Source organism: Blastomonas fulva, assembly GCF_003431825.1.
Taxonomy (GTDB): domain Bacteria; phylum Pseudomonadota; class Alphaproteobacteria; order Sphingomonadales; family Sphingomonadaceae; genus Blastomonas; species Blastomonas fulva.
In genome coordinates this window covers 360,653-382,514 of the sequence record NZ_CP020083.1, presented here as the reverse complement: position 1 = coordinate 382,514, position 21,862 = coordinate 360,653, and the positions used below count along the sequence as shown (strand labels likewise).

Below are 21,862 nucleotides of genomic sequence, written 5' to 3'. Positions count from 1 at the left end.
TCCGGCCTGGGCTGACTTTAATCCCGTCATTCCCGCGAATGCGGAAATCCCGCTTTTCGAGCGCCAGCCGTGGCAGAAGCGGGACCCCCGCGTGCGCGGGGGTGACGGGGAAATCTCTCGGGTGCGAGATTACGCCTTGCCCGTCCATCGTCCGCCCCGCTTGCGCAAGCGCAGCACGGTCCAGTCGCCCAGGTCCAGCCGCTCGGCAAGGCGAAAGCCGACCATCCGATAGGCGCGCGACACCGCGTCCGCCTGCGTGCCCAGCAGGCCGGAGAGCACCGCCTGTCCCTGCGGCGCGGTGACCGCAGCGATATCGCCCGCCAGTTCGATCAGCGGCCCGGCCAGGATGTTGGCGATGACAAGGTCATAGGGCGCGCGGCGCTGCAGATCGGCATCGTCCAGCCCCTCGGCGATGAACATCGCAAGCGCGCCGGGGCGCTGGCCCAGCGCAACGCCGTTGGCCTCGGCATTATCGACGACCGCCGGGCCGCAGACCGGATCGATGTCGCTCGCGGTGGCAAAGCTGCGCGGCCACAGGTGCATTGCGGCAAAAGCGAGCAGGCCCGTGCCCGTGCCGATATCGATATGGCTGCGCACGACATGGCCGCGGCGCTTCATCGCATCGAGCATCATCAGACAGCCGCGCGTGGTGTTGTGGTGCCCGGTGCCAAACGCCAGGCTCGCCGGAATGCAGAAATTGGTGATGCCGGCTTCGGTCGACGCGGGCATCTCGGGGGTGTGGACGCAGAAGCGGCCGGCGCGGATCGGCTCCAGCCCGGACTGGCTCATGGTCACCCAGTCGTCCTCGGGCAGCCGCTCGGGCTTCAGCCTCAGACCATCGGCGCTGGGCACCAGATCGCGCAGGCGGCGGATCCACCGGGCATCGGGCTTCTGCGTGAAATAGCCATGGATCGCCCAGCTTCCGGGCATCTGGGGGTCGGCATAGGCATCGACCTCGCTCGCCACCAGGCTGGGACTGCCGAACGCGGCCTCGTCGATATCCTCGGCTTCGGTAACCGCCTGCGCCTCGGCCAGCGTGCAGGGAATGGTGACTTTCCAGTTGTCCAATGAGGGGGTCCTTCGTCGCGTCTGGGTCTTTGGTCTATATGATCCAGCCACCTAACGCGACAGATCGATAAACGCCACCTACGTCATTCCCGCGGACGCGGGAATCCCGCTACTGCGCACACATGGCAAGAAAGCGGGACCCCCGCGTCCGCGGGGGTGACGAAAATGGATAGGCCAAGATGTCATCTAAGCATTCATGAGGGGCGTCAGGTCCAGCCACTCCGGATTGGCTTCCTCAACCAGATCAATCTTCCACTGTCGCCGCCATTTCTTGATCGCCTTTTCCCGCTCGATCGCTGATATGATCTCGTCATGCCATTCTGTATAGACCAGGCGTGAGAGTCCGTAGCGCTTTGCAAATCGCGATCCGCCTTCGCTGCGATGTTGCTCTACCCGGCGGCCAATATCTGCAGTAACGCCGGTGTAGATCGTACCACGATAGCGATCCGCCATCATGTAGACCCAGCCGCCTTTCACTGCCTTCGCATCCTACCGCACATAGCTCGCGCCGTTGACGTCGAGGACCGCGCCAGTCATCGACGGCGGGGCGTCGAGGGCGCAGAAAGCGGCCATGGTGGCGACCTCGTCGGGCATGGCGACTCGGCCCAGCGGAATGTCGGCGAGCAATTTGTCGCCGCCGCGACTGGAAAGGTAATCCTCCGCCATGCCGGTCATCGTGAACCCCGGGCAGATCGCAAAGGCATAGATGCCTTGCGACGCATAGGCGCGCGCGATCGACTTGGTCATCGCCACCATGCCGCCCTTGGAGGCCGCATAATGCCAGTGTGCCGGGCTGTCGCCGCGATAGGCGGCGCGGCTGGCGATGTTGACGATGCGCCCTTCCTGCCCGCCTGCCTGAAAATGCAGCACCGCAAGCCGGCACAGTTGCGCGCTGGCGGTGAGGTTGATCGTCATCGTCTCGTCCCACGCGGCAAGCCATTCGGCATCGCCTGAATCGATCGGGTTGGCAGCGAAGATGCCGGCGTTGTTGATCAGGACGTCGATCCGCCCGTCGAGCAGGTCAAGCGCTTCGGCCCACAGGCTGCCGGGACCGCGAAAATCACCGAAATCGGCATCGACCAGATCCCAGGCCGGGGCATCGGGGCTGTCGTCGGGAAACGGGCGGCTGGCATGGCCCACCACCCGGTGTCCGGCTTCATGCAGGGTGTCGGCGATCGCGCGGCCGATGCCGCGGCTGGAGCCGGTGACGAGGATGTTCTGTTCGACATGGATCATGCGCGCCAGCATAGCCCGCGCGTGCGATGCGGTCCATCGGCGCGCGCGGCAAAATCGATCGGTCGGTCAGGCGATCTTGGCGAGCCCGATTTCGTCGGCAAAGCTGTTGGAGCGCTGCTTGAGTTGGGTCAGTTGCGACTGCAGATGGCTGAAGCCCGCGCCCACCTTGTCCATCTCGCTGGCAAGCCCCTCGGTATCCATGCGGATGGTACCGATGGTGTTCGACATCGAATCGGCGGCGAGCGCGGTCTCGTCGACAGCGGCGGTGATGATCGTCACGGTCTGAGCCTGGATTTCCATCGCCTGGCGAATCCGGTCGGCCGAAGTCTGCACCTCGCTCACCGTGGCGCGGACCGAATCGTTCGAGGCGACGGTGTCGCGCGTCGCCTGCTGGATGGCGGTGATCTTGTGCGCAATATCGTCGGTGGCGCGCGCGGTCTGGTTGGCGAGGCTCTTGACCTCCTGCGCCACCACCGCAAAGCCGCGTCCGGCATCGCCTGCGCGCGCGGCCTCGATCGTTGCGTTGAGCGCGAGCAGGTTGGTCTGGCCTGCGATATCGCGGATCAGGCTGAGGATCGATTCGATCGACTCGGCATGGGTCGACAGCGTCTGCGTGCTGGCGACCGCATGCCCCGCTTCGCGCGAGGCGCGTTCGGCGACGTCGGCGGCAACCTCCACTTCGCAGCGGGCATCCTCGATCGCGCGGATCAGGCCTGCGGCGGTCTGCGCCGCCTCGCGCATGGCGATGGCAGATTGTTCGGCGGCAGCGGCGACCTCGGACGAGCGGCCCAGCATCTGGCGCGCGGCCTCTGAGGCGGCAACCACCTGGCCCTGCAGCCCGGTTCCCAGATGCGATGCCTGCTGCAGCTCGCCATCGACCGTCTGCTTGAAACTGGAGGTCTGCTGCATGCGCGTGTGCTGCGCCTCGAGGCTGCTGACCGCATTGACCGCGAACGACATGATCTCGGCCTCGATCATCATCATCTTGGCCATGGCCCCTGCGAGGCTGAAATACAGCAGCGGCTGATCGCTCAGCTTGTTGTGCATGCGCTTGAGGGCAAAATCATAGGTCTGCGTCTGTGCGGCGAGAACCTGCCACAGCGGAATGCCCATGGCGCGGGCGTTGAGCGTGTTGGCAAACGCCTGCTCGACCCAGCCCTGTTCATCGAACCGCACGAATTTCTCAACGGTGTATTCTCGCACCGAACGGACAGTGGATTCGCGCACCTTGTCCAGATCGCGGACCCGCGACGCGATGTTACTGGCGGCGACGTAAAAGTCCCAGAACGCGTTGGCGATCAGGTCTTCGTCGCCTTCCATATGCTCCCGCGCCTGACGGGCAAGCCCGGGCAGCTTGCCATCGGGATCGAACGCGGTCAGGCGGTCGCTGATCGACAGGTCGTGCATGACCAATGCGTACAGCGACCGGGCATCGGTCGGGCTGCCGGAATCGCGGTTGAACTCTGCCATGCCGTCCTCACATAAGCGGTGATATGCCAGTGACTTTAGGCCGACATGGTTAATGCGGAGTTAGGATGCTGCGCGAAGCGGGGCGGATGGAGCCCGTTGCGTGCGCCTGCCGAAACTGCGCCGCCGCAATCAGCAATTGCATCATGTGGGCAATCGGTTAAACAGGCGCGGGACGCATTTCAGTCGTTATTATGATCGATTTTACGGGGGATACCATGGGCAAACCATCGGGCAGGCCGCTCTCGCCGCACCTGTCAATCTGGCGCTGGGGACCGGCCATGCTGGTTTCCATCCTGCATCGCGCAACCGGCGATGGCATGGCAGTGATCGGCGGCGTTCTGCTGGTCGGCTGGCTGATGGCGCTTGCCAGCGGACCAGAGGGCTATGCCTGGTATGTCGGCTGGGCCACCAGCCCCATCGGCTATCTGCTGATGATCGGCCTGAGCTGGGCCTTCTTCCAGCACATGTGCTCGGGTCTGCGGCATTTCGTGCTGGATATCGGCGCGGGGTACGAGGTCGACGGCAACAACCGCTGGTCGGCCCTGCTGCCCGTGCTGGCGATCGCGCTGACCGCGATCTTGTGGACGATCATCTTTTTCGTCTGAGTCTTTTTGAATTTTTACGCTGCGCAGGACCATTGATGTCCGCGCGAGGAGGCGACCATGGGTAGTGGCACCAGAATTGGCAAAGTACGCGGACTGGGATCCGCCAAAACCGGGACCCACCACTGGGTCATGGCGCGCGTCACCGCGGTCAGCAACCTGATCCTGATGATCTGGTTCATCGCGTCGCTGGTCAGCCTGCCCGCGCTCGATCACGCAACGGTCACCGCCTGGCTGTCCTCGCCGCTGGCCGCCACCGCGATGATCCTGCTGCTGATCACCGTGTTCTATCACCTGCGCCTTGGCCTGCAGGTAATAGTCGAGGATTATGTGCATGATCACGGCACCAAGTTCGGCGTGATCCTGCTGCTCAACTTCTATGCCATCGCCGGGGCTGCCCTCGGCATCTTTTCTGTCGCACGCATTGCCTTTGCCGGAGCCGCAAGCTGATGTCTGAAGCCTACAAGATCATCGACCATGTATACGACACGGTTGTCGTCGGGGCAGGCGGATCGGGCCTGCGCGCCACCATGGGCAGCGCCGAAGCGGGCCTGAAGACCGCGTGCATCACCAAGGTGTTCCCCACCCGCAGCCACACCGTGGCGGCCCAGGGCGGCATCGCGGCGAGCCTGGGCAACAACTCGCCCGATCACTGGTCGTGGCACATGTACGATACCGTCAAGGGATCGGACTGGCTGGGCGACCAGGATGCGATCGAATACATGGTGCGCGAAGCACCAGCTGCGGTCTACGAGCTCGAGCATGCAGGCGTGCCGTTCAGCCGCAACGACAACGGCACGATCTACCAGCGTCCGTTCGGCGGCCACATGCAGAACATGGGCGAAGGCCCGCCGGTGCAGCGCACCTGCGCCGCGGCCGACCGTACCGGCCATGCCATGCTGCACGCGCTGTACCAGCAGTCGTTGAAGTACGATTCCGACTTCTTCATCGAATATTTCGCCATCGACCTGATCATGGAAGACGGCGCGTGCCGTGGCGTGATCGCCTTGTGCATGGAAGACGGATCGATCCATCGCTTCCGCAGCCACGCCGTGGTGCTGGCAACCGGCGGTTCGGGCCGCTGCTATTTCTCGGCCACTTCGGCACACACCTGCACCGGTGACGGCGGGGCGATGGTGCTGCGTGCGGGCCTGCCGCTGCAGGACATGGAATTCGTCCAGTTCCACCCGACCGGCATCTATGGCGCGGGTGTGCTGATTACCGAAGGCGCGCGCGGCGAGGGCGGATACCTCACCAACTCCGAAGGCGAGCGCTTCATGGAGCGCTATGCTCCGTCCGCCAAGGATCTGGCCAGCCGTGACGTCGTCAGCCGCTCGATGGCTGCCGAAATCCGCGAAGGCCGCGGCGTCGGCAAGGAAAACGACCATATCTACCTGCATCTCGATCACATCGACGAGAAGGTGCTGGCCGAGCGCCTGCCGGGCATCACCGAGACCGGCAAGATCTTCGCCAATGTCGATTTGACCCGCCAGCCTCTGCCGGTGGTGCCCACTGTCCACTACAACATGGGCGGAATTCCCTGCAATTATCACGGCCAGGTCGTCACCATCAAGGATGGCGACCCCGACACCGTGGTCCCTGGCCTGTATGCCGTGGGCGAAGCCGCGTGCGTGTCGGTGCACGGCGCCAACCGCCTGGGTTCGAACTCGCTGATCGATCTGGTCGTGTTCGGCCGCGCAACCGGCCACCACCTGCGCGACACCATCAAGCCGGGCAGCTCGCACAAGGCGCTGCCCAAGGATTCGGCAGACCTGTCGCTGGCGCGTCTCGACCACTTCCGCAACGCCAAGGGTGGATCGCCCACCGCACAGATCCGCATGGAAATGCAGAAGACGATGCAGAAGCATGCGGCGGTGTTCCGCGACACGCAGCTGCTGTCCGAAGGCACCGCGCTGATGCAGACGGTCAACCAGCGGATGCAGGATGTCCACGTTTCCGATCGCTCGCTGATCTGGAACACCGACCTGATCGAGACGCTGGAACTCGACAACCTGCTCAGCCAGGCGGTCTGCACCATCGAAAGCGCGCACAGCCGCAAGGAAAGCCGCGGCGCGCACATGCACGAAGATTACCCCGAGCGCGACGATGCCAACTTCATGAAGCACACCGTCAGCTGGTTCGAAGGCTGGGGCGGCAAGGGAGGTAAGGTCACCCTCGATTTCCGCCCGGTGCACGAATACACGCTGAGCGACGAGATTGAGTACATCAAGCCCAAGAAGCGGGTGTATTGATCGGATAGCTTTGCCGTCTGGCAAGGATGATACCAATGGGGTGGGATCGTGCTGTTAAAGCGTGATCCTGCCCCGATTTGTTTTCGGGTCAGGGTTTTTCCGTTCGGATGCGCGGCAGTCTCTTGCGCCCCTCCCTGGAAGGGAGGGGTTGGGGGTGGGTCCCGCCGAGGCACTCGGCGGTCCGCGCTAGCACTTCCTCTGCGACGGCTTCGGGGCTCTCCATCACCTCATGGTTCCAGAACCTAATCACCGTCCATCCGCGTGCCTCAAGATAGGTTGTTCGGACGACATCGTTCGGATTGTCGAGATGCTGCTCGCCATCAATTTCAACGATCAGCCTGGCACGGCGGTTAGCGAGGTCCGCGATATAGGGTCCGATGACGAGCTGCCGTGTGAACCTTGGGCGATAGGCTGATAGCTGCCTCCAAAGCTTGTGCTCGGGCAGTGTCGCATTGTTGCGCAGTTCGCGAGCGTTGCGAGTCATAGCTGGCGGGACGCGTTGGGCCATGAAGCCGGATGTTACGGATGTTTCATCTGGACGCCTACCCACCCCCAGCCCCTCCCTTGAAGGGAGGGGAGCGTCCGTAGCGCGACCCTCTGAGCCTTACCGCCGCACCCAACAAAAAACCGGCCGGAAGCATGACGCTTCCAGCCGGTCTTTGTCGCATCACGAGCAAGCCCGCGACACTAGCAGCAAACTGCTAAGCTCAGTTGTCGCCGGTGATGAAGTCGGGCAGTCCCGCATCGGGGGCCGAGCCGCCTTCTGCACGGCCGCGGCCACGGCCACCGCCGGAACGCTCGCCGCCGCGATCACCGCCGCCCGAACGTTCGCCACCACGGCCACCTTCGCGGCCACGTCCGCCATCGCCGTCGCGACGGGGGCGACGATCGCCGCGATCACCACGGTCGCCACGTTCACCGCGCTCGCGCGGTTCGCGGGCAGGGCGGGTGTCTTCCAGCTCTTCACCGGTTTCCTGATCGACGACGCGCATCGACAGGCGAACCTTGCCGCGCGGATCGATCTCGAGAACCTTGACCTTCACTTCCTGGCCTTCGGTCAGGACGTCGGTCACCTTCTCGACCCGCTCGTTGCGGATTTCAGACACGTGGACCAGGCCGTCCTTGCCGCCCATGAAGTTCACGAACGCGCCGAAATCGACCATGTTCACGACCTTGCCGTTGTATACCTTGCCGACTTCGGCTTCTTCCACAATGCCCAGGATCCACTTGCGCGCGGCTTCGATCTGGTTGACGTCGGACGAGCTGATCTTGATCAGGCCTTCATCATCGATGTCGACCTTGGCGCCGGTTTCAGCGACGATCTCGCGGATCACCTTGCCGCCGGTGCCGATGACTTCACGGATCTTCGACTTGTCGATCTGCAGCGTCTCGATACGCGGAGCATGCGCCGAAAGCTCGGTGCGGGTGCTGTCGAGCGCCTTGGCCATTTCGCCCAGGATGTGCGCACGGCCTTCCTTGGCCTGCGCCAGTGCCTGCGCCATGATCTCGCGGGTGATGCCGGCGATCTTGATGTCCATCTGCATCGTGGTGATGCCTTCGGACGTGCCAGCCACCTTGAAGTCCATGTCGCCGAGGTGATCTTCATCACCCAGGATGTCCGACAGGACAGCGAAATCGCTGCCTTCGAGGATCAGGCCCATCGCGATGCCCGACACCGGACGCTTGAGCGGAACGCCTGCGTCCATCATCGAGAGCGAACCGCCGCACACCGTTGCCATCGACGAAGAGCCGTTGGATTCGGTAATGTCGGACAGAACGCGGATCGTGTAGGGGAACTCGTCCTTGCTGGGCAGCACGGGGTGCAGCGCACGCCATGCCAGCTTGCCATGGCCCACTTCACGACGGCCCGGCGCGCCGAAGCGACCGACTTCACCGACCGAATAGGGCGGGAAGTTGTAGTGCAGCATGAAGTTTTCATAGGACAGGCCGGTCAGGCCGTCGATCATCTGCTCGCTGTCCTTGGTGCCCAAGGTGGTGGTGCAGATCGACTGCGTTTCACCACGTGTGAACAGCGCCGAACCGTGGGTGCGGGGCAGGAAGCCGACCATCGCTTCGATCGGACGGATCTGCGTGGTGGTACGGCCATCGATGCGGCTGCCGTCCTTGAGGATGGCACCGCGGACGATTTCCGCTTCCAGCTTCTTCATCAGCTTGTTGGCGGCCATCTGGTCCTGCGGCGTAGCGTCGGCAAAGGCTGCCTTGGCCTTGGCGCGGGCTTCGTTGAGCGCGTTCGAGCGGGCCGACTTGTCGGTCAGCTTGTACGCTGCGGCAATGTCCGAACCGATCAGGTCGCGCAGCTTCTGCTTGGCAGCCGAGAGATCGGCCTGTGCAGCCATTTCCCAGGGATCCTTGGCAGCCTGCTCGGCCAGCTTGATGATCGCAGCCACAACCTGGCGGCAGGCATCATGGGCGAACTCGACAGCGCCGAGCATGATTTCCTCGGAAAGCTCCTTGGCTTCCGATTCGACCATCATCACGGCATCCTGGGTGGCGGCGACGACGAGATCGAGCTCGCCTTCCTTGACCTGATCCATCGACGGGTTGAGCTGGTATTCGCCATCCTGGTAGCCGACGCGGCACGCGCCGATCGGGCCCATGAAGGGAACGCCCGAGAGCGTCAGCGCAGCGGAAGCTGCGATCATCGCCACCATGTCGGGCTCGGATTCCCCGTCGAACGACAGAACCTGCGCGATCACGTTGATTTCGTTGTAGAAACCTTCGGGGAACAGCGGGCGGACGGGACGGTCGATCAGGCGGCTGGTCAGCGTTTCCTTTTCGGTCGCGCCGCGCTCACGCTTGAAGAAGCCGCCGGGGATGCGGCCTGCTGCGGAGAATTTTTCCTGGTAGTGAACGGTCAGCGGGAAGAAATCCTGGCCTTCCTTCACGGACTTTGCGGCGGTCACGGCGCACAGCACCACGGTTTCGCCATAGGTGGCCAGCACAGCGCCGTCCGCCTGACGGGCAATGCGGCCCGTTTCGAGCTTGAGGGTCTTACCGCCCAACTCGATTTCTACAGTCTTTACGTCAAACATGGATTTTCCTTATCGAACCCGATGCGCCCTATTGCGGACCGGGGCCTCTTCTGGTGCCAGGCTGACCGGCCTGGCGCGGTTCGGGGCTGTTCTGCTGCCCCGGCTGGCCTTTGTCCGCCTCATTGCGGAAAAGGTCCGTTGAGTCCCGCGCCCGGTATGTTCAGGGGCGCGGATAAACGAACGGCCCCGCTTGGGGGCCGTCCGAGAATTCTTACTTGCGAAGACCCAGCTTGGCGATCAGGTCGCTGTAGCGGGTGGCGTCCTTCTTCTTCAGATAGTCGAGCAGCGAGCGCCGCTTGTTCACCATCATCAGCAGGCCGCGACGCGAGTGGTTGTCCTTGTGGTGCGCCTTGAAGTGGTCGGTCAGGTTGTTGATGCGCTCGGTCAGGATCGCGACCTGGACCTCGGGCGAACCGGTATCACCGGCTTCGCGGGCATGTTCCTTGATAACTTCTTCTTTGCGTTCTGCACTGATCGTCATGTTTCTTCGTCCTTCGAACATCTATCCAAGGTTGAAGCCGCGCACCACCCGAACCTCATGGTCCGAAAGCGATACCAGAGCGAGTGGAGTGCCATCACTCCCCCGCGCCCAATATCGCCCATCGTGTGCGGCTATCCCGGTCACGACCTGCCCCATATGGAGCCGCCTTGCCTGATCGGGTGTGAGGTCTAGAGCCGGGATGTCGTCCAGCCCTGCCTCGAATGGCAAGATTATGTCTTCTGCGGCCGCGCCATGGCGGATTTGGTCGAGAATGTCCAGTGAAATCGCCCCCGCCAGGGTGAACGGCCCCGCCTGCGTGCGGCGCAGCATCGTGACGTGTCCGACCGTTCCCAGCGCCTGCGCGATGTCGCGCGCGAGACTGCGGATATAGGTGCCTTTGGAGACATGGGCGGTGAGGGTGATCTCGTCAATCCGCTCTTCATCTGGTCCCCTCCTGAGGAACAACGAAGGTGCGTGGATGGTAAGCGCATGCACCGTTACCGCCCGGCTCGCCAGTTCCACCTCTTCGCCGGCCCGGGCCAGATCGTACGCGCGCTTGCCGTCGACCTTGAGCGCCGAATACGCCGGCGGCACCTGCTCGATCGGCCCGGTAAAGCACGGCAGCACCGCTTCGATTTCTTTTAGCGTCGGCCGCACATCGCTGTCCGCCACGGCAACACCCTCGACATCGAGCGTATCGGTCTGCACGCCGAAGGCTATCGTGAAATCATAGGTCTTGTCGCCGTTGAGCATCTGGCCGGTGAGCTTGGTCGCCTCGCCCAGCGCGATCGGCAGCACGCCGGTCGCCAGCGGGTCGAGCGTGCCGCCATGGCCGACCTTGACCTTGCCATGCCCCCCGGCGCGGAACGCGCGCTTGACCGCGGTCACCGCGTCGGTCGAGCCCATGCCATAAGGTTTGTCGAGAATGATCCATCCGTGCATCGCCAGCGCCGTTAGCACCGTTATCCGGCGCTACCAAACACTCCGGCAAACTCTCAGGCAAATCCTCAGGCAAACTCTCAGCCGCGGCCGCCGGACCATTCCGTCTTCAACAGGCCGAACATGCAGGTGTCGCGCACATAGCCGGTCCAGGTGATGCGGTTTCGGCGCAGCGTACCCTCGTGCATCGCGCCCAGCTTGCGCACCGCCGCCTGGCTGCGCAGGTTACGGCTATCGACTCGAAATTCGATCCGGGTGAAGCCGCAGGCAAAGGCGTGGTCGATCATCAGCCGTTTGATCGCAGAATTGACCCCGGCGCTGCCCCGTGCTGCGGGCTCGATATAGGTGCCGCCGATCTCCACGACATGGTTGCTTTCGTCGGGCGCGATATAGCAGGACATGCCGACCAGAACGCCGCGATGCAGCACCGCAAAACGAACCCAGTTGGTGGTGGCGTGGAAGTCTTCCATCGCGCGGTCAAAATGCTCGCCCAGCATCGAGACCGGATAAATCTCCCAGATATCCGGATCGCGCGCACACGCCGCGCGCAGCAATTCGATGTGGTGTGCGGCCAGCGGCTCCAGGTGGACATCACCATCGACCAGAACAGTCTCCAGCGCGCTCATGCCATTTTCGCCATGAAGTGCTTGCGGCACAGCGCGATATAGCGGTCGTTACCACCGATCTCGGTCTGCGCGCCGGTCTTCACCGCCTGGCCGGTCTCATCGACCCGCAGGTTCATCGTTGCCTTCGCCCCGCATTCGCACACGGCCTTGAGCTCGACCAGATGATCGGCGATGGCGAGCAGCTGCGCGCTGCCGGGAAAAAGTTCGGCCTGGAAATCGGTGCGCAGGCCGTAGCACAGCACGGGAATCTTGAGCTCGTCGCAGATCCGCGCACACTGGAACACCTGCGCCTTGGTGAGGAACTGCGCCTCGTCGACCAGCACGCAATCCAGCGGCGCAGAGGCGAGGTCGAGCGCGACCGCAGCGAAGATGTCGGTGTCGGCTTCGAACAGATGCGCAGGCGCGTGGAGTCCGATGCGCGAGGTGATCTGCCCGGTGCCGAAGCGATCGTCATGCGCCGCGGTCCACAGCATCGCCCGCATCCCCCGCTCGGCATAATTGAACGCCGCCTGCAACAGCGTGGACGATTTGCCAGCGTTCATTGAGGCGTAGTAGAAATAGAGCTTGGCCATCAGGGCAGCAGCGTTTGCACTGGGAGTGGCATATCCTGACCAGCTTGCTGCGCCAGTTTGCGATCAAATGTGCCAAATGCCGCCGCGCGCGGGGAGCATGCCAGATGAAGCAAATCGGCCAAATCGGAAACAGCTGCAGCGTGGCGGGTCAATGCCCAGCGGACGGCTTCAACATTGTCGATTTCCACCGCTGGATACTCCAGAATGACAAGAAGTGCAGCAGCTACCATCTTGCGATCTAGTCGGTAAACGGAACGCAGCGCCCAACCAACCTCGACCAACACGGTTGGTGCAATGAAGCAGGGTTGTGCGATAAGTTGCTTCGCCACGTAAACTTGGTCAGGATCGTCGTTAAGAACCAGTCTGAGCAGAACATTGGTGTCGAGTGAGATCATGGCATCGGCGTGCCATATTTTTCCCGAAACATCTGGTCGATGCTGTCTCTGACCTCGTCGTCGGAAAAAACCGGACCGTCATATTTCACAACAGCTCGGAGCCTTTCCCAAGCCTCCTCAGCGGTTGCAGCCTTCTGAGATTTCGGCCGCTTCAACAACACGCCTTCGGGCATCTCGACCATTTCCACCACTGCGCCGTTCACAAAGAGATATCGGTCGCGAACATCCTTGGGGATGACGACCTGACCTTTAGCCGAAAATTTGACGTTCGCATTCATCGCGTCAACATACGTCTTACCCGGTAAGACGTCAATCTTGGGCATCGTCCTTGCCCAGATCCTGCGCCACCTTGGGCGCGCTGAGCAGCTTGTCGATATGGCTGCCGGTGTCGAAGCTGTCATCGGCGAGGAACTTGAGTTTCGCCGCATATTTGGTGCGGATGCGCGAGGCGACTTCCTTCTGAAAGAAGGCAGTGTTGGTGCGAAGTGCCTTGAGCACCACCTCTTCGTCCTTGCCCAGCAACGGCTTCACGAACACTGTGGCGTGCCGCAGGTCAGGAGACATGCGGACTTCGGTGATCGAGATGGTGGTCGCGGTCAGCACCTTGTCGTGCACCTCGCCGCGCGCGAGCAGCTCCGACAGAACGTGCCGCACCTGTTCGCCCACCCGCAGCACGCGGACGGAGCGCCCTTCGGGGCCGGTATCGTTATGCTTGGCCATAATGTCCTCTCACGACGCCCCGCCGCCTCTCGAAAAGGCGGCGGGGGTCACGAATTACAAGGTCCGGTCGCGCATTTCGACGTCGAACGTTTCAAGGATATCGCCCGGCTTGATGTCGTTCGTATCCTGCAGCACGACGCCGCATTCCAGGCCCGTGCGGACCTCGGCGACATCGTCCTTGAAACGGCGCAGCGAGGAGATGACCGTCTTGGAGACGATGACATCGTCGCGGGTGATGCGCGCGTGCAGGCCCTTGCGGATGAAGCCGTCGGTGACGAGCAGACCCGCCGCCTTGTCCTTCTTGCCTGCCGGGAAGATCTCCTTGATCTCTGCGCGGCCGACCACGGTTTCGATGCGCTCGGGGCCAAGAACCCCTGCCATCTCGCCGCGGATATCGTCGAGCAGGTCGTAGATGATGTCGAAATACTTGAACCGCACGCCATCACGCGTCGCCAGCGCCCGTGCCTGGGCATTGGCGCGGACATTGAAGCCGATGATCGGCGCGTTCGAGGCCTTGGCCAGGGTCACGTCGGACTCGGTGATGGCACCCACGCCAGCGTGCAGCACGCGGGCCTTGATGTCATCGGTCGAGATCTTGTTGAGCGCGGTAACGATCGCTTCGACCGAACCCTGCACATCGCCCTTGACCAGCACCGGATATTCCTTGGCGCGGTTGGCGGCGAGCGACGAGAACATCGTGTCGATGTTGGTCGGTGCCATCGTCGTGCGCTTTTCGAGCGCCTTCTGGCGGCGATAATCGGCGACTTCACGCGCCCGCTGTTCGTTCTCGACCACGGTCAGCTTGTCGCCCGCAGACGGCACGCCGGTGAGGCCCAGAACCTCGACAGGCTCGGAAGGCCCTGCAGAAGGAACCTGCTTGCCCTTGTCGTTGATCAGCGCACGGACCTTGCCCGACTGCTCGCCCACGACGAAGATATCGCCGCGCTTGAGCGTGCCGCGCTGCACCAGAACGGTGGCAACGGGGCCGCGGCCCTTGTCCAGCTTGGCCTCGATCACGACAGCCTCGGCGGCGCGATCGGGGTTGGCCTTGAGCTCGAGCAATTCGGCCTGCAGCAGGATCTTGTCGACCAGGCCTTCAAGGTTGATCTTCTTGAGCGCGGAGACTTCCACGTCCTGCACTTCACCCGACATCGCTTCCACGATGACCTCGTGCTCGAGCAGGCGCTCGCGGATCTTCTGCGGATTGGCGCCTTCCTTGTCGACCTTGTTGATCGCCACGATCATCGGCACGCCGGCGGCCTTGGTGTGGTTGATGGCCTCGATCGTCTGCGGCATCAGGCCATCGTCGGCCGCCACCACCAGGATGACGATGTCGGTGACGTTGGCACCGCGCGCACGCATCTCGGTAAAGGCCGAGTGGCCCGGGGTGTCGAGGAAGGTGATCTTGTCGCCCGAGGGCACCTGCACCTGATAGGCGCCGATGTGCTGGGTGATGCCGCCCGCTTCGCCAGCGACCACATCGGTGCCGCGCAGGGCATCGAGCAGGCTGGTCTTGCCGTGGTCGACATGGCCCATGATGGTGACCACAGGCGCACGCGGCGACATGGTTTCATCGGCATCGACATCGGCGTCGTGGTCGATTTCGACATCGGAATCGGACACGCGGGTGATCTTGTGGCCGAATTCCTCGACCAGAAGTTCGGCGGTATCCTGATCGATCGCCTCGTTGATGGTGACCATCATGCCGAGCTTGAACAGCGACTTGACCAGATCGGAACCCTTTTCGGCCATGCGGTTGGCCAGTTCCTGGATGGTGATCACTTCGGGCACGACGACGTCGCGGACCTGCTTGGGCTGAGCATCGCGGCTCTGACCCGACATGTGCAGGCGGCGTTCCTTGTCGCGGGCGCGCTTGAGTGCGGCGAGGCTGCGCGCACGCGCACCGCCGTCACCTTCGTTCAGCGCCTTGCTGACGGTCAGCTTGCCCGACTGGCGGCGGTTGTCGACAACCTTGGCGCCGGTAGCCTTTTTGGGCTTGATCTCGGGCCGCGGCGGCGATGCCACCGGGGTAAAGCGACGCGGCGGCGGGGCCGCTGCGGGCTTGGCGTCTTCGGTCGCGGGGGCTGCGGCAGCAGCGGGTTCTGTCTTGGCTTCGACCGGCGCGGCCTGCGGTGCTTCGCTGGTCGGGGCGGGGGCAGGGGCGGCCTCTGCGAGCGTGGGCGCGGACGCAGCAGGCTCGCTTTCGGCCTTCTTGGCTTCCTCGGTGCGGCGACGCGCTTCCTCGGCAGCGCGCTGCTTTTCCTCGGTCTCGCGGCGGCGTGCTTCTTCCAGCGAGGCCAGGCGTGCTTCTTCTGCTTCGCGCAGCAGCTTTTCCTGGATCTCGCGGCGGCTCAGCATCGACGACTGGGTCGGGCGCGGCGGCGGGGGCGGGGCTGCCACCGGCGCCGGGGTGGGCGCAGGGGCGGGTGCAGGCGCTGCCACTGGCGCAGCAACGGGTGCTTCGCCGGGCTTGCCGACCAGCTTGCGGCGCTTGACTTCGACCACGACCTTGTTGGTGCGGCCATGGCTGAACGTCTGCTTGACTTCGCCAGCTTCGACAGAACGCTTCAGCCCCAGAGGCTTGCGACCCAGTGTCGGCTTGTTTTCGGTATCTTCACTCATCGAACAGACTCAATCCTCAATAAATACGTCACGTCGGGCGATGGGTTCAGCATCGCCGGTTCGCGTGGGGCGATCCACGCACGCCAATGCGCGCTAGATCGTCATTCCGGGGGCAGGTTCAGCCCCCTCCCCTTTGAAATGCAGCAATCGGCCAAGAAACTGGTCAATGCGCGCGGCGGCGCGATGATCGGTCAGCGCAACATGAACCGCGTTGTCGCGCCCCAATGCCACAGACAGGCGGGTGCGGTCTACAGGCAATACAATGCCCCGATCGCCGCTGCCCTCGGTCTCGCTGCCCACGCGCCAGGCCTGGTCGAGCTTGCCATTGCCATCGGCGGCGGCATCGCTGGCGTGCAGCAACATGGTGACTTTTCCGCGCCGTGCGGTCTCGGCAATCCGGTCGGAACCGGTGAGCAGGGTGCCCGATCGCGCCTCGAGCCCCAGCCGGTCGAGCAGGGCGCGGGTCAGCGCTTCCTCGATGGCTTGCGGCAAGTCTTCCGGAATGGTGATCGGGCCGGTCTTGAACGCACGGGCGAGCGCGCCCTTGAGCTTGCCCTTGGCGATCGCCTCTTCAAGGCCTGCGCGGTCCACCCCGATCCACGCGCCGCGTCCGGGCGCTTTGGCACGAACATCGGGTGCCACGACGCCGTCGGGGCTTATGGCAAGCCGGATCAGATGCGCGCGCTCGTCCCGCTCGCCGCTGAGGATACAGCGGCGAATGGGACCTTCTGCGGTGTCGGCAGAGGGGGTAGGCGCGTCGGCTGCTAGATCAGCAACCGTGTCATTGGGAAGTTTCCGCATTCGCGTCCTCCCCAACTGTGTCTTCGTCTTCGAACCAGTGGGCGCGGGCGGCCATGATGATCTCGTTGCCCTGCTCTTCGTTCAGGCCATAAGTTGCCAGCACGCCGCCCTTGTCTTCGGGGCGCTTGTTCGACGGCGCCGAATTGTCACGGCGACGCTGCTCGACGCGCTTCTTGGCGATCAGCTCGTCGGTGGCGAGATCCGCCAGGTCGTCGAGCGTCTTGATGCCTGCCTTGCCCAGGGTCACCAGCATTGCTTCGGTGAGGTGCGGCAGCTCGGCCAGCGCATCCTCGACGCCCAGGGCGCGGCGTTCGGCGCGCGAAGCTTCCTCGCGACGCTCGAGCGCTTCCTGCGCACGGTTCTGAAGCTCGGCGGCGAGCTCGTCGTCAAAGCCTTCGATGCTCGAAAGCTCGTCGGGCGAAACATACGCCACTTCTTCAAGCTCGCTGAAGCCTTCGGCGACCAGCAGCTGCGAGAGCGTTTCGTCGACGTCGAGCTCGTTCTGGAACAGCTCGGAGCGCTCGGTGAATTCCTTCTGGCGCTTCTCGCTCGATTCGGCCTCGGTCATGATGTCGATGGCAGAGCCGGTGAGCTGGCTGGCCAGACGCACGTTCTGGCCGCGACGGCCGATGGCCAGCGAAAGCTGATCGTCGGGAACGACGACTTCGATGCGGCTTTCCTCCTCGTCTATCACCACGCGGCTGACGGTAGCGGGCTGGAGCGCGTTGACCACGAACGTCGCGGTGTCTTCCGACCAGGGGATGATGTCGATCTTCTCGCCCTGCATTTCCTGCACGACCGCCTGAACGCGGCTGCCCTTCATGCCGACGCAGGCGCCGACGGGATCGATCGAGCTGTCATAGCTGATCACGCCGATCTTGGCGCGGCTGCCGGGATCGCGCGCAGCGGCCTTGATCTGGATGATGCCGTCGTAGATTTCGGGCACTTCAAGTTCGAACAGCTTGCGCATGAAATCGGGGTGCGCACGGCTGAGGAAGATCTGCGGCCCGCGGTTTTCGCGACGGACGTTGAGGATGATCGCGCGGATGCGGTCGCCGACGCGGGCGACTTCGCGCGGGATCTGCTGTTCGCGGCGGATCACGCCTTCGGCGCGGCCGAGGTTGACGATGACATGGCCGAACTCGACCGACTTGACGACGCCGGTGATGATCTCGCCGACGCGGTCCTTGAACTCTTCATGCTGGCGCTCGCGCTCGGCATCGCGGACCTTCTGGAAGATCACCTGCTTGGCGGCCTGCGCATCGATGCGGCCCAGGTCCACGGCGGGAAGCGGATCGACGATGAAATCGCCAACCACGGCCCCTGCCTGCAGCTTCTGCGCGGCCTTGACGTCGACTTGCTTGAAATAATCCTCGACGGTTTCGACCACCTCGACGACGCGCCACAGGCGAAGGTCGCCGGTGTTGCCGTCCAGCTTGGCGCGGATATCGTTCTCGGCGCCGTAACGGGCCCGGGCAGCGCGCTGGATCGCCTCTTCCATCGCTTCCAGCACGATGGATTTGTCGATCATCTTTTCGGTTGCCACCGAATTGGCGATGGCGAGAAGTTCGGCCTTGTTGGCGGAAATGGCGCTGGCCATGATCAGTCTTCCTGTTCTTCGAGGTCTGCGGTGTCGTCGATTTCTTCGATGTCATCCGCGCCGCTGGTGTCGAGCGGGCGGGTGGCAGCGATCAGTTTGTTGGTCAGCATCAGCTTTGCGCTGATCACGTTCGAATGCGGCACGGTGACCGCGCCGGTCTTCTTGTCCTGCACGGTGATCTGATCGCCTTCCAGGCTTAGCAGATCGCCGGTCAATTGCTTGCGACCCTGTGCAGGTTCATGCAGCACCAGCCGGGCTTCATGCCCCAGCCAGTTGCCAAAATCCTTGAGCCGGGTCAGCGGGCGATCGATGCCCGGCGAGCTGACCTCAAGCCGGTAGGATCCGGGGACCGGGTCCTTGCCCGCTTCTTCCAGCGCATCGAACACGTCGGAGATCCGCCGCGACAGCGAGGCGCAATCGTCGATGTTGAGCTGGCCGGTGTCGGGGCGTTCGGCCATGATCTGCAGCGTCCGCTCGTCGCCCGCACCGAAAAGGTGCACGCGCACGAGATCGAATCCCAGCGCATTGGCTTCGGGCTCGATCAGGGCAGAGACGGCAGAAAGGTCGGTCAAGAACGGGCTCTCACAGGCTTGAATGTGGATATGGCGGCAAAAGCGGTATGGTGCCGGCCCCCAGTGGCGCCAGCCCGTCAAGCTTCAACAACCATGTCGGGATGGATCGCCATATAAGCGCGTGCCCGTGCAATGGCAAGAATTATGTCGGGCCGCAGCGCGCCCATGGTGCGCAGGTCCCGGGCCCTGGCGGGGCGTTAACCTGCGCCCCCGGCACCGTCCCGCAGGGGGACGCAGCCGATCGCATGCTGGCGATTCGGCGCGGAGCGGGCTAGCATGCTGTCCAACGGCCGCGATGATGCGGCAAGGCGGGATCGACGGAGCAGATATCATGGCGGCAACCTTCAGGCCCAAGGCGCGGCAATTGGCAGGCGTCGGCATGCTGGCAGCGGCAGCGCTGCTGGTCACCGCGGTGGTCACCAGTGCTCCGGGCGATGCCGCGATCAAGTCTGCCGCTGTCGCGCCGCTTCCGGGCGCGGATGCCGGCGAACGCCCCGAGGCTCGCGCACTCACCAAGGCAGAGGCTGCGGCGACCACGCCCGAGCAGATCGGCTATGCGATCAAGAGCGTGATGACCATCGACGGTCCGCTGGGCCATGGCAATTATTACTGGGACGAAAGCCGCGCGCCCGCCACCGGCCCGATGCTGGTCACCGTCGATCTGGCAGCGCAGACGCTTTCGGTATTCCGCGACGGGCACGAGATCGGGGTTGCGGTGATCCTGTACGGCACGCCCGAAAAGCCCACCCCGCTCGGCGCCTTCCCGATCACCCAGAAGGACGCCGACCATGTGTCCAACATCTATGATGCGCCGATGCCCTATATGCTGCGGCTGACCAACGATGGTGTTGCGGTGCACGGCAGCGATGTCGAATGGGGCTATGGCACGCGCGGCTGCATCGGCGTTCCCACCGCCTTCGCCAAGAAGCTGTTCGATCAGGTGAAACTGGGCGACATCGTCATCATCACCAATGGCGAGCGGATCAACGTCGGCGACGCGGTCACCGGCGTCTGAGCCGGTTCTTCCAGGTCCTGTGCGGGCACTTTTGTGCGCAACATGGGCGGCAGGCGAATGCGCTTGACCTGACACGCTGTATTATGGCAGTGAGGCAGTGATGGCAGACAACAGCAAACCCGTTTATCTCAAGCTGCGCGATATCATCGCAGCGTCGATCCTTGACGGCATCTATGCCGAAGGCGACATGCTCCCTTCGGTCCGCGCCTTTGCCGCCGAGCAACAGGCCAATCCGCTGACCGTCGCCAAGGCGTACCAGATGTTCCAGGATCAGGGTCTGGTCGAAGTGCAGCGCGGGGTGGGCATGTATGTCGCTCCCGGCGCCACCGAAAAGCTGCGCGACATGGAACGCGAGGATTTCCTCAAGCACATCTGGCCGCCGGTGCTGCGCCAGATGCAGCGCATCGGGCTTTCCCCCAATATCCTGCTGGCCGACGAAAAGGCCTGAGCGTTACCCCTGGGCTTCAGGCGCCGATGGCGCCTTCGGGCAGCTCTTCCACCGGCGGCAAGCGTCCCGCCAGCGCGGCATCGAACTGCGCCTTGTCCAGCCTGCCCTCCCATTTCGACACCACCACGGTCGCCACCGCATTGCCGATGAAATTGGTGAGGCTGCGGCATTCGGACATGAACCGGTCGATCCCCAGGATCAGCGCCAGCCCCGCGACCGGCACCGAAGGAACGATAGACAGCGTCGCCGCCAGCGTGATGAAGCCTGCGCCGGTCACGCCCGCGGCGCCCTTGGAAGAGATCATCGCCACTCCCAGCAACAGCAGTTGCTCGCCGATAGACAGATCGACATTGCACGCCTGCGCGATGAACAAAGCCGCCAGCGTCATGTAGATGTTGGTGCCATCCAGATTGAAGCTGTAGCCGGTGGGCACGACCAGGCCGACGACGGTCTTGGGGCAGCCCGCGCGTTCCATCTTCTCGATCAGCGAGGGCAATGCGCTCTCCGACGATGACGTGCCCAGCACCAGCAGCAGCTCCGCCCTGAGATAGGCGATCAGCTTGAGGATCGAAAAGCCGCACGCGCGCGCGACCAGCCCCAGTACCACCAGCACGAACAGCAGCGAGGTAAGATAGAAGGTCGCAACCAGCGCGGCGAGATTGGCGAGCGTGCCGATGCCATATTCGCCGATGGTGAATGCCATCGCGCCGAAGGCGCCGACGGGTGCCGCCTTCATCACGATGCCGACCAGCTTGAAGAATGCGATCGAGGCATCCTCGAGCAGATCGAGCAACCGCGCGCCCCTGTCGCCGATCATCGCCAGCGAAATGCCGAACAGGATCGAGACGAACAGCACCTGCAGCAGATTGCCATCGCTGAGCGAGGACAGGAAGGTATCGGGAACGATCGCGGTGAGGAACCCGGTGATCGAGCTGTCTTCGGCCTTGGCGGCAAATTCGCTGACCTTGGCCGTGTCGAGCGTCGCCGGATCGATGTTCAGCCCGTCGCCCGGGCGTACGACATTGGCGACGATCATCCCGATGATCAGCGCCAGCGTGGAGAAGAACAGGAAATAGGCAAAGGCCTTGCCCGCGACTCGCCCCACACTCGCCAGATCGCGCATCCCGGCGATCCCGGTGACGATGGTGAGGAAGATAACCGGCGCAATGACCATCTTGACCAGCTTGATGAACACATCGCCCAGCGGCTTCATCGCGGCGCCCGTTTCGGGTGCGAAATGTCCGAGCGTCACGCCTGCGACGATGGCGACCAGCACCTGCAGATACAGCTGCGCATACCAGCGTTTGCGCGGGGGCCGGGCCAGTGCGCCGGGAGATGAAGCGTCGATGATCATCGCATGGGCCTATCACCGACGCGGGGCGGGGCCAAC

Annotated in this window: 23 protein-coding genes; 5 read left to right on the top strand and 18 right to left on the bottom strand. The window is 63.6% G+C overall.

The annotated features are described in order from the left end of the window. Positions 1–129: 129 nt before the first annotated feature. The 4 genes from B5J99_RS01830 to B5J99_RS01815 all read right to left on the bottom strand — a co-directional run bounded on the left by B5J99_RS01830 (position 130) and on the right by B5J99_RS01815 (position 3,774). Positions 130–1,068: a 50S ribosomal protein L11 methyltransferase gene (locus tag B5J99_RS01830; RefSeq protein ID WP_054134130.1), complete on the bottom strand. Its 939-nt coding sequence runs from the start codon at positions 1,066–1,068 to the stop codon at positions 130–132. Between the two features lie 186 nt (positions 1,069–1,254). Then, entirely contained in the window at positions 1,255–1,524 is a 270-nt protein-coding gene (locus tag B5J99_RS01825; protein ID WP_117353311.1) for a GIY-YIG nuclease family protein, read from the bottom strand. Positions 1,525–1,557: 33 nt separating this feature from the next. Next, positions 1,558–2,304 (bottom strand): SDR family NAD(P)-dependent oxidoreductase, encoded by a 747-nt coding sequence (locus tag B5J99_RS01820; RefSeq protein WP_117353310.1) that lies wholly within the window; start codon positions 2,302–2,304, stop codon positions 1,558–1,560. 66 nt (positions 2,305–2,370) lie between these two features. Further along, the gene (locus tag B5J99_RS01815) at positions 2,371–3,774 is read right to left on the bottom strand and encodes a methyl-accepting chemotaxis protein (RefSeq protein WP_069050634.1); all 1,404 of its coding nucleotides are present in this window, start codon (positions 3,772–3,774) and stop codon (positions 2,371–2,373) included. A gap of 215 nt (positions 3,775–3,989) precedes the next feature. Between B5J99_RS01815 and sdhC the strand changes: the two genes are divergently transcribed. From sdhC to sdhA, 3 genes are read left to right on the top strand one after another with little or no spacing between them, the layout of a single operon-like run. Beyond that, the gene (gene sdhC / locus B5J99_RS01810; RefSeq protein ID WP_054134355.1) at positions 3,990–4,379 is read left to right on the top strand and encodes a succinate dehydrogenase, cytochrome b556 subunit; all 390 of its coding nucleotides are present in this window, start codon (positions 3,990–3,992) and stop codon (positions 4,377–4,379) included. A 57-nt stretch (positions 4,380–4,436) separates the two neighbouring features. Continuing rightward, positions 4,437–4,826 (top strand): succinate dehydrogenase, hydrophobic membrane anchor protein, encoded by a 390-nt coding sequence (gene sdhD, locus B5J99_RS01805; RefSeq protein ID WP_054134132.1) that lies wholly within the window; start codon positions 4,437–4,439, stop codon positions 4,824–4,826. Beyond that, positions 4,826–6,628: a succinate dehydrogenase flavoprotein subunit gene (sdhA, locus tag B5J99_RS01800; RefSeq protein ID WP_117351288.1), complete on the top strand. Its 1,803-nt coding sequence runs from the start codon at positions 4,826–4,828 to the stop codon at positions 6,626–6,628. Before sdhD ends, sdhA begins: the two co-directional genes overlap by 1 nt. An 88-nt stretch (positions 6,629–6,716) precedes the next feature. Here sdhA and B5J99_RS01795 read toward each other — a convergent pair whose 3' ends face one another. From B5J99_RS01795 to rimP, 13 genes are all read right to left on the bottom strand, one after another. Then, complete coding sequence (locus tag B5J99_RS01795) at positions 6,717–7,112, bottom strand: endonuclease domain-containing protein (RefSeq protein WP_117351287.1); 396 nt, start codon at positions 7,110–7,112, stop codon at positions 6,717–6,719. Between the two features lie 223 nt (positions 7,113–7,335). After that, the gene (pnp, locus tag B5J99_RS01790; RefSeq protein WP_117351286.1) at positions 7,336–9,681 is read right to left on the bottom strand and encodes a polyribonucleotide nucleotidyltransferase; all 2,346 of its coding nucleotides are present in this window, start codon (positions 9,679–9,681) and stop codon (positions 7,336–7,338) included. Between the two features lie 211 nt (positions 9,682–9,892). Then, a complete protein-coding gene (rpsO, locus tag B5J99_RS01785) occupies positions 9,893–10,162 on the bottom strand; it encodes a 30S ribosomal protein S15 (RefSeq protein WP_117353308.1) in 270 nt (89 codons plus the stop codon). A 21-nt stretch (positions 10,163–10,183) separates the two neighbouring features. Continuing rightward, entirely contained in the window at positions 10,184–11,104 is a 921-nt protein-coding gene (gene truB, locus B5J99_RS01780; protein WP_117351285.1) for a tRNA pseudouridine(55) synthase TruB, read from the bottom strand. 77 nt (positions 11,105–11,181) lie between these two features. Then, positions 11,182–11,727 carry a GNAT family N-acetyltransferase gene (locus tag B5J99_RS01775; protein WP_117351284.1) on the bottom strand — a complete coding sequence of 182 codons (546 nt, stop codon included), beginning with the start codon at positions 11,725–11,727 and terminating at the stop codon, positions 11,182–11,184. After that, positions 11,724–12,299 (bottom strand): thymidine kinase, encoded by a 576-nt coding sequence (locus B5J99_RS01770; protein WP_054134139.1) that lies wholly within the window; start codon positions 12,297–12,299, stop codon positions 11,724–11,726. The genes B5J99_RS01775 and B5J99_RS01770 overlap by 4 nt, the downstream gene beginning before the upstream one ends. Next, positions 12,299–12,694 carry a type II toxin-antitoxin system VapC family toxin gene (locus B5J99_RS01765; RefSeq protein ID WP_117351283.1) on the bottom strand — a complete coding sequence of 132 codons (396 nt, stop codon included), beginning with the start codon at positions 12,692–12,694 and terminating at the stop codon, positions 12,299–12,301. The genes B5J99_RS01770 and B5J99_RS01765 overlap by 1 nt, the downstream gene beginning before the upstream one ends. Next, a complete protein-coding gene (locus tag B5J99_RS01760; RefSeq protein WP_162892412.1) occupies positions 12,691–13,017 on the bottom strand; it encodes an AbrB/MazE/SpoVT family DNA-binding domain-containing protein in 327 nt (108 codons plus the stop codon). Before B5J99_RS01760 ends, B5J99_RS01765 begins: the two co-directional genes overlap by 4 nt. After that, complete coding sequence (rbfA, locus tag B5J99_RS01755) at positions 13,004–13,414, bottom strand: 30S ribosome-binding factor RbfA (RefSeq protein ID WP_069050628.1); 411 nt, start codon at positions 13,412–13,414, stop codon at positions 13,004–13,006. The genes B5J99_RS01760 and rbfA overlap by 14 nt, the downstream gene beginning before the upstream one ends. A gap of 54 nt (positions 13,415–13,468) precedes the next feature. After that, on the bottom strand, positions 13,469–16,036 hold the full coding sequence (infB, locus tag B5J99_RS01750) for a translation initiation factor IF-2 (protein ID WP_117351281.1): 2,568 nt from the start codon (positions 16,034–16,036) through the stop codon (positions 13,469–13,471). A 93-nt stretch (positions 16,037–16,129) separates the two neighbouring features. Beyond that, on the bottom strand, positions 16,130–16,837 hold the full coding sequence (locus B5J99_RS01745) for a DUF448 domain-containing protein (RefSeq protein WP_069050626.1): 708 nt from the start codon (positions 16,835–16,837) through the stop codon (positions 16,130–16,132). Then, positions 16,818–18,437 (bottom strand): transcription termination factor NusA, encoded by a 1,620-nt coding sequence (gene nusA, locus B5J99_RS01740; protein WP_069050625.1) that lies wholly within the window; start codon positions 18,435–18,437, stop codon positions 16,818–16,820. Before nusA ends, B5J99_RS01745 begins: the two co-directional genes overlap by 20 nt. 2 nt (positions 18,438–18,439) lie before the next feature. Beyond that, positions 18,440–19,009 carry a ribosome maturation protein RimP gene (gene rimP / locus B5J99_RS01735; RefSeq protein ID WP_171900219.1) on the bottom strand — a complete coding sequence of 190 codons (570 nt, stop codon included), beginning with the start codon at positions 19,007–19,009 and terminating at the stop codon, positions 18,440–18,442. Between the two features lie 331 nt (positions 19,010–19,340). On the opposite strand from rimP, the gene B5J99_RS01730 reads away from it, so the two are divergent. Both B5J99_RS01730 and B5J99_RS01725 read left to right on the top strand, forming a co-directional pair. Continuing rightward, positions 19,341–20,024, top strand: a complete 684-nt coding sequence (locus B5J99_RS01730) for a L,D-transpeptidase family protein (RefSeq protein ID WP_117353307.1) — start codon at positions 19,341–19,343, stop codon at positions 20,022–20,024. A 100-nt stretch (positions 20,025–20,124) separates the two neighbouring features. Next, a complete protein-coding gene (locus B5J99_RS01725) occupies positions 20,125–20,472 on the top strand; it encodes a GntR family transcriptional regulator (protein ID WP_054134146.1) in 348 nt (115 codons plus the stop codon). Positions 20,473–20,488: 16 nt separating this feature from the next. Here the strand turns inward: B5J99_RS01725 and B5J99_RS01720 are convergent, their stop codons facing one another. Continuing rightward, positions 20,489–21,826 (bottom strand): dicarboxylate/amino acid:cation symporter, encoded by a 1,338-nt coding sequence (locus B5J99_RS01720; RefSeq protein WP_117351280.1) that lies wholly within the window; start codon positions 21,824–21,826, stop codon positions 20,489–20,491. Positions 21,827–21,862: the final 36 nt, after the last annotated feature.

What these genes read in the sequence shown, in the direction of transcription:
- B5J99_RS01825 (WP_117353311.1), bottom strand. Translation starts at nt 1,524, where the DNA reads ATGATGGCGGATCGCTATCGTGGTACGATCTACACCGGCGTTACTGCA.
- B5J99_RS01820 (WP_117353310.1), bottom strand. Translation starts at nt 2,304, where the DNA reads ATGATCCATGTCGAACAGAACATCCTCGTCACCGGCTCCAGCCGCGGC.
- B5J99_RS01815 (WP_069050634.1), bottom strand. Translation starts at nt 3,774, where the DNA reads ATGGCAGAGTTCAACCGCGATTCCGGCAGCCCGACCGATGCCCGGTCG.
- sdhC (WP_054134355.1), top strand. Translation starts at nt 3,990, where the DNA reads ATGGGCAAACCATCGGGCAGGCCGCTCTCGCCGCACCTGTCAATCTGG.
- sdhD (WP_054134132.1), top strand. Translation starts at nt 4,437, where the DNA reads ATGGGTAGTGGCACCAGAATTGGCAAAGTACGCGGACTGGGATCCGCC.
- sdhA (WP_117351288.1), top strand. Translation starts at nt 4,826, where the DNA reads ATGTCTGAAGCCTACAAGATCATCGACCATGTATACGACACGGTTGTC.
- B5J99_RS01795 (WP_117351287.1), bottom strand. Translation starts at nt 7,112, where the DNA reads ATGACTCGCAACGCTCGCGAACTGCGCAACAATGCGACACTGCCCGAG.
- pnp (WP_117351286.1), bottom strand. Translation starts at nt 9,681, where the DNA reads ATGTTTGACGTAAAGACTGTAGAAATCGAGTTGGGCGGTAAGACCCTC.
- rpsO (WP_117353308.1), bottom strand. Translation starts at nt 10,162, where the DNA reads ATGACGATCAGTGCAGAACGCAAAGAAGAAGTTATCAAGGAACATGCC.
- truB (WP_117351285.1), bottom strand. Translation starts at nt 11,104, where the DNA reads ATGCACGGATGGATCATTCTCGACAAACCTTATGGCATGGGCTCGACC.
- B5J99_RS01775 (WP_117351284.1), bottom strand. Translation starts at nt 11,727, where the DNA reads ATGAGCGCGCTGGAGACTGTTCTGGTCGATGGTGATGTCCACCTGGAG.
- B5J99_RS01770 (WP_054134139.1), bottom strand. Translation starts at nt 12,299, where the DNA reads ATGGCCAAGCTCTATTTCTACTACGCCTCAATGAACGCTGGCAAATCG.
- B5J99_RS01765 (WP_117351283.1), bottom strand. Translation starts at nt 12,694, where the DNA reads ATGATCTCACTCGACACCAATGTTCTGCTCAGACTGGTTCTTAACGAC.
- B5J99_RS01760 (WP_162892412.1), bottom strand. Translation starts at nt 13,017, where the DNA reads ATGCCCAAGATTGACGTCTTACCGGGTAAGACGTATGTTGACGCGATG.
- rbfA (WP_069050628.1), bottom strand. Translation starts at nt 13,414, where the DNA reads ATGGCCAAGCATAACGATACCGGCCCCGAAGGGCGCTCCGTCCGCGTG.
- infB (WP_117351281.1), bottom strand. Translation starts at nt 16,036, where the DNA reads ATGAGTGAAGATACCGAAAACAAGCCGACACTGGGTCGCAAGCCTCTG.
- B5J99_RS01745 (WP_069050626.1), bottom strand. Translation starts at nt 16,837, where the DNA reads ATGCGGAAACTTCCCAATGACACGGTTGCTGATCTAGCAGCCGACGCG.
- nusA (WP_069050625.1), bottom strand. Translation starts at nt 18,437, where the DNA reads ATGGCCAGCGCCATTTCCGCCAACAAGGCCGAACTTCTCGCCATCGCC.
- B5J99_RS01730 (WP_117353307.1), top strand. Translation starts at nt 19,341, where the DNA reads ATGGCGGCAACCTTCAGGCCCAAGGCGCGGCAATTGGCAGGCGTCGGC.
- B5J99_RS01725 (WP_054134146.1), top strand. Translation starts at nt 20,125, where the DNA reads ATGGCAGACAACAGCAAACCCGTTTATCTCAAGCTGCGCGATATCATC.
- B5J99_RS01720 (WP_117351280.1), bottom strand. Translation starts at nt 21,826, where the DNA reads ATGATCATCGACGCTTCATCTCCCGGCGCACTGGCCCGGCCCCCGCGC.